General features: G+C 36.8%; 9 protein-coding genes and 2 pseudogenes. 3 read left to right on the forward strand and 8 right to left on the reverse strand.

Annotated elements, in window-relative coordinates:
• Positions 1 to 241: 241 nt before the first annotated feature.
• From AB840_RS06505 to AB840_RS06515, 3 genes are all read right to left on the reverse strand, one after another.
• Positions 242 to 1111, reverse strand: coding sequence for a PD-(D/E)XK nuclease family protein (locus AB840_RS06505; protein WP_048514027.1), 870 nt, complete (start codon positions 1109 to 1111; stop codon positions 242 to 244).
• A gap of 283 nt (positions 1112 to 1394) precedes the next feature.
• A complete protein-coding gene (locus tag AB840_RS06510) occupies positions 1395 to 1817 on the reverse strand; it encodes a type II toxin-antitoxin system death-on-curing family toxin (protein WP_053078143.1) in 423 nt (140 codons plus the stop codon).
• Positions 1814 to 1993 carry a hypothetical protein gene (locus tag AB840_RS06515; RefSeq protein ID WP_048514028.1) on the reverse strand — a complete coding sequence of 60 codons (180 nt, stop codon included), beginning with the start codon at positions 1991 to 1993 and terminating at the stop codon, positions 1814 to 1816. Before AB840_RS06515 ends, AB840_RS06510 begins: the two co-directional genes overlap by 4 nt.
• Positions 1994 to 2230: 237 nt before the next feature.
• Here AB840_RS06515 and AB840_RS17570 point away from each other — a divergent pair, with 237 nt between their 5' ends.
• Positions 2231 to 2470, forward strand: coding sequence for an IS3 family transposase (locus tag AB840_RS17570; protein ID WP_048514029.1), 240 nt, complete (start codon positions 2231 to 2233; stop codon positions 2468 to 2470).
• Positions 2471 to 2487: 17 nt separating this feature from the next.
• On the forward strand, positions 2488 to 3372 hold the full coding sequence (locus AB840_RS06525; RefSeq protein ID WP_152669411.1) for an IS3 family transposase: 885 nt from the start codon (positions 2488 to 2490) through the stop codon (positions 3370 to 3372).
• Between the two features lie 40 nt (positions 3373 to 3412).
• Here the strand turns inward: AB840_RS06525 and AB840_RS06530 are convergent, their stop codons facing one another.
• The 3 genes from AB840_RS06530 to AB840_RS06540 form a co-directional block, all read right to left on the reverse strand.
• On the reverse strand, positions 3413 to 3805 hold the full coding sequence (locus AB840_RS06530) for a hypothetical protein (protein WP_053078144.1): 393 nt from the start codon (positions 3803 to 3805) through the stop codon (positions 3413 to 3415).
• Positions 3806 to 4107: 302 nt separating this feature from the next.
• Positions 4108 to 5082, reverse strand: coding sequence for a nucleotidyl transferase AbiEii/AbiGii toxin family protein (locus AB840_RS06535; RefSeq protein WP_048514030.1), 975 nt, complete (start codon positions 5080 to 5082; stop codon positions 4108 to 4110).
• On the reverse strand, positions 5069 to 5734 hold the full coding sequence (locus AB840_RS06540) for a DUF6088 family protein (RefSeq protein WP_048514031.1): 666 nt from the start codon (positions 5732 to 5734) through the stop codon (positions 5069 to 5071). Before AB840_RS06540 ends, AB840_RS06535 begins: the two co-directional genes overlap by 14 nt.
• A gap of 324 nt (positions 5735 to 6058) precedes the next feature.
• Here AB840_RS06540 and AB840_RS06545 point away from each other — a divergent pair.
• Positions 6059 to 7075 (forward strand): annotated as a pseudogene (locus tag AB840_RS06545) (IS256 family transposase); the annotation flags it as partial.
• Positions 7076 to 7294: 219 nt separating this feature from the next.
• Here AB840_RS06545 and AB840_RS06550 read toward each other — a convergent pair.
• A complete protein-coding gene (locus tag AB840_RS06550; protein ID WP_048514032.1) occupies positions 7295 to 12241 on the reverse strand; it encodes an AAA domain-containing protein in 4947 nt (1648 codons plus the stop codon).
• A gap of 669 nt (positions 12242 to 12910) precedes the next feature.
• Positions 12911 to 13056, reverse strand: a pseudogene (locus AB840_RS16015) (IS200/IS605 family transposase); the annotation flags it as partial.

Raw genomic sequence — 13056 nt, forward strand, 5'->3', positions numbered from 1 at the left:
AGAAACCTAACGACATGCAAGATGCCTTGAAGGATTTACTTGGCGGCGCCATCAAGGAAATGATGGAGTCTGAGATGGACGAACAGAACACCTGGGTTACAGCAAATCAGAACGCTCTGACAGCGAAAATGCCCGCAATGGCTATAAACCCAAGCAAATGAACAAGCAGTTATGGCAGTTTTCAGATTGACATTCCTCAGGATCGTCAATCCTCTTTCAAGCCACAGGTCGCCAAGAAGCGTCAAAAGGACATCTCTGCCATTGACCAGAAAATAAAACCGTTAATTCCAAATCGGACCCCCACATATCCTTCTGTCTTTCCAAGAAGTAACTGTATATTTTCTGTACCTTCGGCCAATGGATTCAATCCACCAATACTAGTTGGTTTTTTGTGATTTTTGTAATAATATCCTTGAAAATCATTGCAGATAAACGCGTTTAATGCTTTAAGCGTATGTCGTGTATATTCTGGAATGGGTTCCGTTCTTCCCCCCGCTTCATCCCGCAGAAGCTCACTAATCAACGTATAAACAGAAGGATATCCTTGATCATTTTCCTTCCACGTACCAATCTGTATAGAATCACCATCTTGCACATCAGGTTTATGTCGCCATTCATCCATAGATGTCACGTCTACATCACCCGGTACTAAAAATATTAATACGATCCGTCTCTTGATTTTTATTTTCCCCCTTGTCGCTGCATTTCGCAAACCATCATACTCTCGGCAAAGTTGTGTGAAATCTGATGCAGAATTTGTATAAATTTTATTTTCAATAGCTAAAATAGTGTCGCTAAATTCAAGGACAGCATCAATAAAAGCCTCACCCGTATCGCTCGTAACATGTGTTTCAAGATCACATAAAACATCTTCACATCCACATTGATCACCCTCTTCATCTTGCGATGATTTTCGCAATTGACTCACTAAACGCCTTTCCAAAGATGTTAGTTTAGGATCTTTTTCTTCCAGTTTTTGAATAAATCGCTGTAAAAATTCATACCCTAGCCCATGTTCCATTTGCGGATTCAATAACCATAAAATTAAAGCAGACATACATTCCTCAGGAAAACTTTTTTTAGAAGATGCAAAAACTTTGAATATGTTCATTAGTAACCTTCCTCCGTCTTCGTAAATTATTAGATATCTTTTGTAGCTACCTTACTTACCAACCGTATGGAGATAAAATTTACAATAATTGTACATAAACGTGTATTGTTTCAGTCAGCTAAATGCATAATTGTCCGGTTTTGTAGGCTGTTTTCGGTGTACACAGTACACAATATCTACTAGAAACCATTTATAAATTTTTGGATATCAGATAAAACCTATAAAGCCTTATGGTTACGTTGCAAACACGTAAAAAAAAAGGCACCAATGGTTGGTGTCTTTTTCAAGTATTAATATTGACTATATGCGCCTCAAACCACGTAATCAACATTTCACAATCAGTTTCCTTTGATTGTTTCGAATCGGCTATTCCAGTAGATATTTCAACTAATTCATCTTGTGTTGCATTAATTTCTAGATCATTTATAAATAAAAATATTGAAGTACAATGCAATGCAGTCCTTTTATTCCCATCGACGAACCCATGATTTTTATTTAACCCATAAAACAAACAGGCTGCCTTCTCTATAACACTCGGATAAAAATCATGATCACCGAAGCCAGAAAAAGGAGCATAAATGGCAGACTCTATCAACCCACTATCTCTTACCCCTTTATTGTTGTCTCCAAAACTTTTTTCTAGTTCCTCATGACAGCCAATGACATCCTCATAAAGCAGTTGTATAATCTGCTTGTTTGTATTCATCTATCTGCCAGTTTAGAATACGCTTCTTTATTTTTGCATAAAAAATATTGAGATGCATCTGCTATTTTTTTAGCAACATCTGGCGTATGCACTTGTTTACATTCTTTTTTAAGAGCAAAAGAACACGGGCAGCTTTTAACAACGTTGTACTTTGCGGTTTTCCGATTTACATACATACGATCATCTCCTTTAGCAAAATATATTAATCAATTTAGTTAATATATTATAGCTAATACAGTACGAATTGTCAAACGTTCACGCACTGTATTAGCTATATATATTGTTATTTTATGTACCCGTATTGTTGCCCTTTCTTATACATCTCTGAAAACTCATTGGTGCTACCCTATAAAAGTAGACACATTCTTGCACCAGGCGTATTATTATTTCAAACACGAAAAGGAGGAATTAACTTGTCCACAAAAACACCTCGTTACGAAGAAGACTTCAAACGCACACTGGTGGAGCTTTACCACAATGGCAAGACTCAAACTGCACTTATAAAAGAATATGGTGTATCTCAATCCGCTCTGGGTAAATGGATTAAGCAATATTCTACTGTCGAAACCGACAATGGTGAGATTATCACCGCTAAACAGGTCAAACAACTCCAAAAACGCAATGCGCAACTGGAAGAGGAAAATCTTATTTAAAAAAAAGCGATTGCCATATTCACGCCACACTCAGACAAAGACTAGAAGCTGTTTTTAAACTGCGCTGTCAGCATCGTGTTAAAATGCTTTGTAAAGTGCTGCATGGTAATCGCAGCACTTATTACAAGCATTTTTTCTCAGAACCAGCCCCCAGGATAGCGGTTAATCAACAAATTAAGTCCGCTATCGTGCACATCTACAGCGACTACGATCACAGTCTTGGTGCTTATAAAATCCACCACGTCCTTAAGCGTGACTATGGTATAACCATCAGTGTTGGCAGAGTGTACCGACTGATGGCTGGCATGGCTCTGCCTAAAATGTCCACGGATACGCCTAAATATAAACCTGCCCCCATAGATGGGATACTATGCGTAAATCATCTTAATCAAGGTTTCAATCCGGATGCTCCCAATATGATTTGGGTCAGCGATTTTACCTACATCAAGGTCAATGGCAGGTTCAACTATCTATGCATTGTTATTGCTCTTTTTGCCAGGAAAATCATAGGCTGGAATGTCTCATCTGAGCATTCCCATAACCTAGTACAAGCGGCCCTGCAAAAGGCGTATACAAATCGTGAATTTCCAAAGCATGTATTATTTCATTCAGATCAAGGTTCCGAATATAAAGCTTTTTCTGTCAGAAAACTTCTTGATAGATACCAATTTGTCCAATCTTTCTCCAAGAAGGGTTATCCTTACGATAATGCCTGCTGCGAGAGCTTCTTTAAGCAGATGAAGCGTGAATGTCTGCTGCGCAGGACATTCTATTCCACAGAGCAGTTACGTCTAACCTGTTTTGAATATATCCAACGGTATAATTCTAAACGGCCGCATGCTTCGCTTGGATATTTAACTCCTAATGAAGTAGAAGAAGCGTATCACCAAATGCAGGGATAGTTCTGCATTTTTATAAATTATACTTTTAAAATGTGTCTACTTACTTGACTGTGTTCCAGTCTCCCAATACGATGTCAATCGTAGTACATAACACACGATAATCATAATGCTGTCTTGCCATCCGAATCAATGTATTGGTATCTAATTCCCATGTCTGTATAAGATCATAAACAAGCCTAGTAGGACTTGCTGCATCCACGGGTACCGTATGTAATTGTTGAACAGCATCTAAAAGTTGCAGATACCGATGATTGTTTGTTGTAATGGGGATGGGTGGTTTGCGAAGCGTAATGTTCCAATGGTTTTGAATCCGTTTATCATACACATTAGTGGCAATACATCGTTTAGCAGGCATCTGCGTAACAAACCCCAACCGATTCAACCCGGATAATCTCGTTTCATATCCAATGATAATAAAAATGTGCGCAGGCATCTAATCTATCTGCTAGATGCCTGCGTATAACAAAGTCGGAAATGTGATCTTTTTTCATCAATATGCAGAGTCCCCCGAAGCTATCGATACAACAGTCGAGAAGACTTCTTTCCCATTTTCATATGCCCCCCTTATTACGAAAACTCAAGACAATGGCTTAATTAAGCCATTTATGTTAATTTTCGGCAACGATTGTACCAAATAATTGCCAAAAGTGTATTAAAAAGTGGTACCATCGGAAGGTCTTATCATCCTATTTTTTGTATCAAATGCTGAATTTTTTCATAATTTCTATTTCACTATCATAAAGACTCATCTAACTGTCGCAGAACAGGTTCCAATTTTTTCCATTGGCGTACAATACATTCATACACCAGTTGATCATGTTCGGCAAATACATAATTTTTCTGCATTCTTTGATATTCTTTTTGCAATATATCATTTTTCGCTAGTTCGTCAAAAACTACAAAGTCTCGGAATAGTTGGTTCGATAAATTACTTCCGATTCTTTGTTGCTCTTCTTGTCTTTTATATTGTACCATCTGTAATAACACGATTCGATTATGCAATAATTCCTGAATTTGTGGGATATCCATAAGAACACTGACATCGTATATGTGCTTTGCAACATCGAAATAGGATTGGCGTTCATAATAAAATTCGACTGCAAAAATTTTATCGGTGAAAATACGTTCCAACCGAATGGTTTCAATCCAAAACGGCCCTACCGTAAACTGTTGCTGCAAAATCTGTTTTTGTTCTTGGGTGGCATAGGTATACAGAATCGGTTCAATTTGTAATGCAGTGTGTGGTTCACTGACAGTAAACGAAGTCCCTTCCACTTTTACATGCCCAAATCGTTGTAACGGATCATCTGTATCTGCCGTATGAACGATAGATTCATAATCATACACGGTTGTAATGCTGCCGTTGTTATGTTCTTCCATACTCTTCTGCAGAGTACGGGGAAGCGATTGATATTTTGTTGTTGCGTCTTTCAACCGTTTCTTTTTTTGACTATTATTGTTACAATCATCAATACATACGGTAATATCGATATCTTCCGAAAAACGCCGTATACTTTTTAATGCCTTATACAAGGCAGTCCCGCCCTTAAAATATGCTGGCAATGCATCCTGTTGCTGTTTTTTCGATAGCTCATACAGCAACAACATGACATAATAATCTTTTTCGATAATATCGCTCCGGATATCGCTTTTCTCATGAATATCGTTGATTAGTGCCCCAAATGCGTATTCATCTTTATGCAGATTCATGGATATCCCCCAATACTATGTCAATCGTAGTACATAATACACGATAATCATAATGCTGTCTTGCCATCCGAATCAATATATTCGTATCTAGCTTCCATGTCTGTATAAGATCACAAACAAGTCTGGTGGGGTTTACTGTATCCACGGGTGCCGTATGTAATTGTTGAACAACATCTAAAAGTTGCAGATACCGATGATTGTTTGTTGTAATGGGGATGGGTGGTTTGCGAAGCGTAATATTCCAATGTTTTGGAATCCGTTTATCATACGCATTAGTGGCAATACATCGTTTAGCAGGCATCTGTGTAACAAACCCCAACCGATTCAACCCAGATAAGCCTGTTTCATATCCAATGATATGATCATTGGCATCTCGTAAAAATCGGTTACAGTACAACGCATCTGCATCCGGTGTATAGTTCCCAAACACGGTATTAATTGTTTTACAATACATGCCTTTAGTAATTCGTACGATATCCCCCTGTTTTTCCAACCGAGCCAGAATAACATTAACCGTACGTTTCACGACGGCAGGATCTAAGTAAGTAACAGCCGCAACATAAGCACTCACTTGTTCCGTCAAAATAGGTTGTTTTTCATCGTGCTGCCGAATATAAGTTTGCACGATACTCGTATATCCTGTCTTTTTCATAGCACCCACCTCCTTTATTTGTTATTATAATTACACTGTATATTTTATTTTATGTAATTATAATAACATTCGTGTCAAATATTGTCAATCGACAATCATCAAACAATGGCATAGGTATTTTCCTCTTTCTTTAATATGATGATTATGTCCTACTAGCCACTACGTTACGATTATAGTTTATCACAGCATTTGTTGCTTCCACTTGCAGTAAAGTTCTTTGTAATAGATAGAGTACAATTAAGTTCGCAAAAGTAAAAAAAGGAAAAAGCCATCAAAACTCCGAAAAGGTAAGTAGCAAGCAAACCAATAAGGAGTGAACAAATGATGGCTTACCTAAATTCTACCGTATCTTTTGAAAAAATGCTAATGAAATTTATATCAGAGGAAGATCCGATGCAATCTATTCTCAAATGGCTCTGTGAACGTCTCATGGAAGCTGAAGTAGAAAGTAAGCTTTGTGCCGAGAAATCAGAACGGAACAAGGAACGCCAGGGATACCGATCAGGCTACCGCGTTCGCCGGTTTGACACAAAAATGGGAACAATGTATCTCATGGTTCCTAAAATCAGAAATGGCGGATACATTCCCTTCTTTGTAGAAGCAAAAAAACGTTCCGAAGCTGCTCTCATGAATGTAATTCAGGAAGCCTACGTCAATGGCGTCTCAACCCGCAAAATTGATACATTAACCAAAACGCTAGGCATCGAATCCATTTCATGCAGCCAAGTTTCAGCAATGACTAAGGATTGAAACGAACAAGTAGAAGCGTTCCGAAGCCGAAAACTGGAAGCCGCATATCCGGTTCTTTGGGTAGATGCGTTATATGAACGAATTCGTGATAATCAAAAGGTTAAAAATATGGCCGTACGAGTCGTCACTGGCATTCATTTAGAGGGCAAACGTGCTATTTTAGCGGTAGAGCCCATGTATGAAGAGTCTGCCGCAACGTATACGAAAGTATTTGATCAGCTAAAAGAACGGGGTTTAGAGAACGTATGGCTGGTCGTATCTGACGCCCATAAAGGCCTAGTAAAAGCTGCCCGAGAAGCTTTTCTTGGCTGCTCCTGGCAACGGTGCAAGGTTCATTTTATGCGAAATATATTGGCGCATGTTTCTGGTAAAAATAAAAAATCGTTTGCCGCAAAGCTTAAGCAAATCTGGCTACAGCCGGACTACGAGAGTGCTCAAAAATATGCGAATACCTTCATGAATGACCATGAAGTTCAGTATCCGCAGGCCATATCCTTGTTAGAAGAGGGCCTCGAAGAATCGCTTCAATTTTTCAGTTTCCAAGAAATTGATGCTAGAAAAATCTCATCTACAAATCTACTGGAGCGATTAATTAGCTATCTTCATAATACATCTCCTGATTGCTGATTAACCATCACGCATTAATTTCGACAATTATTGTTAATATAAATAAAACAGTGTTGTGTTTCTCTATAATTTATCGGTAACAGAATGAAAGCGCCTGTTAGCTTACACCTGTATTTCTATTTCAACACTGGTCTTGAGCTTTATCGTAAGTATACTTTCTCCAAACATTTTTGCACAATATTACTAATTTTTCAGTTTTAAAAATCCCAACTTGAATGCCTGTGGGACCTGGAATCGTCTTAGTTTTTCATCGTCAAAAATAACGTTAACATACCCATCATCAATAGATTTTACAATCCCTTCTCCAAAAATCTTATGCATAATAACCATACCGATGGCAATATGATTCGAAATATTACCTACTTGTTTTGAATCAATATGGGTTGGCATTATTTTTTCACCTGTTTTCTTATCTTTTCTTTCATCGGGAACTATTGTCTTCATTATGCCATTGCCTAGGTTGGAAGTAGTTTTTGTAGCAAATTGTGTGTTTTCAGTGCTTATTTGTGTCAACTTTGTCTGTTGTCTATGTAAACTATTATTAACACCATTAAATGAAGTGTCATGAGAATTCCCCGTTATGCTGGCCACAACAGGATTTACGCCAATAATATGCTTTTGTACATTAATCGGCAAATCTACCGGTTCATCCACATCGTCATCCCACGATTTTCTGATTTCGCGAGCTTTACGCACAACCCGTTCATATAAGTCACTAGTCTCCTCCTTAGCATCATTTTCAGCTATTTCTGGATAAATATCATATTCTCCAAGTTGGCGATACACATCTTTCATTGTATCTTCCTTATCTCTATAAAATAATCCACCTGGAATGCGGATAAAACGCCATCCCAAACGTTCTAAGATACATTGACGTTCCATATCCTGCTGTATTTTTACTTCTCCCGAATGAAATCGTTCTCCATCACACTCAATAGCGATTTTTCGATTTTGATAAATCACGACGATGTCAAGGCGATACGACCCAACTTCATATTGCTGAACTATATGATACCCTGTCGCTGTTAGAAATTGAGCAACTTCTACCTCAAACGGAGATTCCGATTTACGTTCAATATCTAACACCTGTTGACGATGTGTTTTATAATTTTGTGCATATTCCAATAATCCATATTTAAGATCGTCCTTCTGTAAAGCTGTATAATCTAATGAATTGACTACCCAAATTTGATCTTTTGCACGACTAACAGCTACATTATATCTTTCAGCAATATTTGCAACTCTTACCAATTTTGCAGAATCATTATCATCAACCATGCTCAAGAAAATGATATCTCGTTCATCACCTTGAAAAGAAGCCGCATTCCCTGAAATTAATTCTCGATCTTTAATGGCTGAATAATCACCCACTTTATTAAGGATTAAGCTACTTATGATTTTAGCCTGATCTTCACCCACCATAGAAATTACGCCAAAGGTTTTATTCCTATATTCCTCTTGTCCCCAACAAGCCATAATCAAGGCTACAATCGTTTCCGCTTCTACTGTATTTGTTTTCTTTCTGCCGTTTCTAAAACCATCTACACGATAATTAATTACCGGTGGCAAAAGTTTAGATGAGGTAGAATCACGAAGTGGTAAAATTTGATTATTATAAAATTTTTCATTACTGTAGCCTATAATTTCCGGTACACATCTAAAGTGCTCGCGTAACATAAGCGGTTGGAAAGACAGACCTACAATTTCATAAAAAGATGTTGTCCCATTAAATAACATCCAATTATTCATATAGCTGGCAAGAAATTTCTTCAATATGTCATCTGTTTTACTCTGATCCACGCCTACCATCATGGGACTTACCTGTTTATCATCACCGACCACAATAATTTTATCCGCAAGAAAAGTAATCGCCAATGCTTCCAAAGAAGACTGACTCGCTTCATCAACGATAGCAATATCAAAGTGGTTTTCTACCGGATCAAAAGTTTCCAATGCCTTCTTCACAGGTATAATCCATGCAGGAACAGCTTTCTGTCCCTGTAACATACATTTACGTGCCTGACGTCGTATTTCAGGTACACGTTTGCCAGTCCCCTTACCAATTTTTTTATTCAATGCTGTCCAAGCAGCTAAGTTATTTTGAATTTCCTTTTTTCCAGCTAGATGTTCTTTCAAATGCAACCAAGCTAGATTATTCGCTAAATCTGCAGTTTTTTTACGTAAATCAACACTATACACTGCTACCTTTTTCTGTCTTTCTTCCAACGATTCAGAAAAAACATCATAAAAAATCATATTAAATTGTCTTACTTTCCAGGCCTTCGTCAAATCACAAGGAATTTTTGTGGAATTATTAAGCCCTTCTCTATTTTCAATCTCGCCAGCCCACTCCGGAGCATTTAATGCTAGCTTCAGTAATAGGCGACATCTGTTGCGGTATATAGGATATTTATCATACAGCTGCACATATGTGCCATAACTTTTCATATATGCGACTCCATCATGATTCAATAAAGCTTGTAGCAGCTTGTTACAATTTAAAGACTGTTTTAATTTAGCATTTTTAAAATTATCTTCTGCTTTGCAAATTTCATCATAAATTTGTTTTTTTGCATTATAAATAAGCGCAATATGGATATAATTTTTGACATTATGCGTTATGTAACTAATATATTCTTTTATGTTTTTAATATATTCCGTTCTCGGTTTTAATAATGACTTATTAAAACCTGATCTCAATAATCCCTCGGCATAGGCTTTATACCATTTATCTTCCCATTGCAGTGCCTGTTTTATTTTGTCTGATACAGATCTAATATAAATAACTATATTTTCTTTTATATGATTTATATCAGAAATACTGGAATGATTAAATAAATCATTCCATATATTTTTTAGGTTATCATAGGCTTCATCGCGATTAATTTTTTTCAAAATTAAAGTGGCTTCCTCAACGGTACGCAACTCATGATTGTTAATTTGAATTCCATTTAAAACCTTACTAACGTTACCATGTGTAAGCTTAAAAAACAAGCCAATTCCACCATTTTTCAACTGATTAATGATAACTGAAATATTCTTTTTAAGTTCAGATTGCTGCAAATTGTCATCTATCGATATAGACATTCCTGCTAAATCTGCTTGATACTGACTATCAGCATTTGAAAATATTTCAACTCGTTCTATTAATTTTTCCCAACGTGCCCTATAACCTTGCCCAAGAATTGTATCCTGAATAATAGAAAACTGCCAATCATCCAATATGGGAACGGTATCCAAAATTTTCTGAAGCTTCTTTAGTTCATCGCTGTTGGGGGCTTTAAATAAAACTTTATTCTTGTAGATAAGCTGATTAGTCTCAAAATCTTCACGATATTCCGAAAAGTCAAAATTCTTAATACCTGCTATCTGTTCATTATAGGTATCTATATCATGTAAAAGTTCCTGAAATTTTTCCGGTGAAATGAGAGAGTCATAAAATGGTAAATCCAATGCCAATTCCTTGCACTCTGCCTGGCTTAAAATCTGATTGCTTTTATACAAATCATCAAATTCTTCAATAGTTAGTGGTAAATCCGGACCTTTACTAACTTTTCCAGGAATATATTTTTGCAAATCACTATTTTTAGCCAAAAAATCTGCTATATCTAAAACCGAATAACTTTTCCCATCATATACAATATCCTTTGCTTCTTTATGTCGTATCTCGAATATAGTTTTACGTTCTCTATTGAGATGACCAATAATTTCTTGTCTGTTTTTTCTACATTCTTCAATCTTTCGTTTTAAATCCTTCACATTGAGTACATGGACTTTACCCATTATTGAGTTTACAGAGTTTTCCATTTCACCTTGATTATCATCAAAAACAGGTACACAAAGAGGCTTGATTTCGTCGTCTAATTTATCCTTCAATACCGTTAATGCTTTGACTTTTTCACTCGTAACCAAGATTGTTTTCCCTTGTGCCAGAAAGTGACCAATAAGATTTGCAATCGTATGAGTTTTACCGGTGCCAGGAGGCCCTTGTACTTCAACTGCCGCATTTGTCTCAATTTCCTGTGCAATACGCAGCTGTTCCTTGTTAGCCGGTTTAGTCATATAAATATCTGGATCTTCGCCACTTACTGCAGCCAATCTTTTTTCAATGGATTCATCATATGTTGTAAGAGTAGTAAGTTTATCATCATTATTATTCTGATTTTTGGGGTTCAAAATATCAATTAGATATTGCGGTATATCCCTACCATCCGATAATGCATCTTGAATTTTATTGATGAAATCTGTTATTCCGGATTTACGCGTCCGAACAATGAACAAAGGCGAATATGATATTGTAAATTGTTGCGTAATTATCTGTTTATTATCATCCACATACTCTCCTGAATGGGTTAATAGGTTAATCACACTCTTTAAAAAAATTTCTACTTCAGATTTATCATAAATAGCAAAATCTTCGTCTTTTACTTTTGTGTCTATTTCGCCAATATTATTAAAATCAGTATCTGTAATTGCACTTAAGCAAGTTGAATCAAATTTCAAATCTTCCACAGTATCATATATTGTTATAATATTTTTTACAATATCTTCATCGTCAATACGTAATCGTTTGGTAAACAAAGGATGATTCACTGAAGATCCATATTTTCTGTTATCTTTAAATAAACCAAATGTAAATAACAACTCACTATCTTCAGAATCTCTACGAAAATCATTATTGATTTGATAAATTTTTTTGAATATTCGATCTATCTTCATCAAATGATTTTGTTCTGTTGCCCAAATTTCTCGCTGTTTTACCCAATGATTAAATATTTGCACACGTTCCAGAGAATCTTCGAAATTTTCATTGGTATTTTCATCAACGTCTTTATGTTCAACCTTATTGGCATAACGTTCCCACCCAGAAACTAGCCAATTTTTCACAGAATCAGGTGGTTGTGGGCTACTGGTGAATTGCGGTTTGCGAACAGATAAGACTCTTCCCCTATCATCATTCATAAAATATTTAATATACCTATGTTCAGCATCCAGTTCAATAATATCCGATAACAAGAGGTGTTCCGGATACTCTGTATATTTTGATACTACTTTTTCTCTATCAACACATATCGCCTGTATTGCTTGAAACAAAAGACTGACTAATTCTCTATCATCCACTCTTTTCACTAGGAAAACCTCCCGGCTATATTACTCTATATTTTAATATCAAATATAAATAAGCCCTAATGTTACGTAGATATATGAAATTATTATTCAATACATACTCTTAAATTTTAGCTTTGTAATTCATTGTATACCAATTAAGCTTGTATGTATACAGTTTTTGGGTTAATGTATGTGTCAAGAAATTCTCGGTACATGTATTGACCCAGATAATAACTAGCCTCATCGACTTCGCTTTTTTACAAAAATGCAGGCGTTGAAAAACGTTTTGCTAACTTTCCCATGGCACTGCTGGACGGACTCGCATTGCAAATGCGTCCGTGATGAATCCCTACATGCGTTTGAAAGGGGATCTTTCGCATGACTCGTCTCATCGTTCCTCGAGCAATACTCGGTGTAACGCCGTTGCTAGCATCTCCGGAGACTTCGTAATACTTGCTTACGTAATAAATTCATCGTGGTGTGTTTCGGGAATCTGGGTTTCAATATGGGTACAATGCAACACACATCCTCTGTAGGGGCCCCATTTATGGCGCCCACAAGTCAACAAGGACCTGTGTACTGAAACGAATAATGATCCACCAGCTTAGCTGGTGGTTTTTCTTATGCGGCCTATAAGGCCTAGTCTACCAGCGGCGCTTTACAGCGCATGTTCGGTCCGTCACTTGCATATCACTTCCGGTTACCCGTAAACGGGTCTTCAAAATCTAATGTAAGCTGTTCGGACATTTCATCTTCTTTAAGTTGTTCTCGAATATAGGTGGTTATCTTCTTCTCGTTTTTTCCTACGGTATCTACGTAGTATCCCCGACACCAAA

It is taken from the genome of Megasphaera cerevisiae DSM 20462, assembly GCF_001045675.1.
Classification (GTDB): domain Bacteria; phylum Bacillota; class Negativicutes; order Veillonellales; family Megasphaeraceae; genus Megasphaera; species Megasphaera cerevisiae.

Coding starts and splice junctions, on each gene's coding strand:
- AB840_RS06505 (WP_048514027.1), bottom strand. CDS start 1,111: ATGAACATATTCAAAGTTTTTGCATCTTCTAAAAAAAGTTTTCCTGAG.
- AB840_RS06540 (WP_048514031.1), bottom strand. CDS start 5,734: ATGAAAAAGACAGGATATACGAGTATCGTGCAAACTTATATTCGGCAG.
- AB840_RS06530 (WP_053078144.1), bottom strand. CDS start 3,805: ATGCCTGCGCACATTTTTATTATCATTGGATATGAAACGAGATTATCC.
- AB840_RS06535 (WP_048514030.1), bottom strand. CDS start 5,082: ATGAATCTGCATAAAGATGAATACGCATTTGGGGCACTAATCAACGAT.
- AB840_RS06515 (WP_048514028.1), bottom strand. CDS start 1,993: ATGTATGTAAATCGGAAAACCGCAAAGTACAACGTTGTTAAAAGCTGC.
- AB840_RS06510 (WP_053078143.1), bottom strand. CDS start 1,817: ATGAATACAAACAAGCAGATTATACAACTGCTTTATGAGGATGTCATT.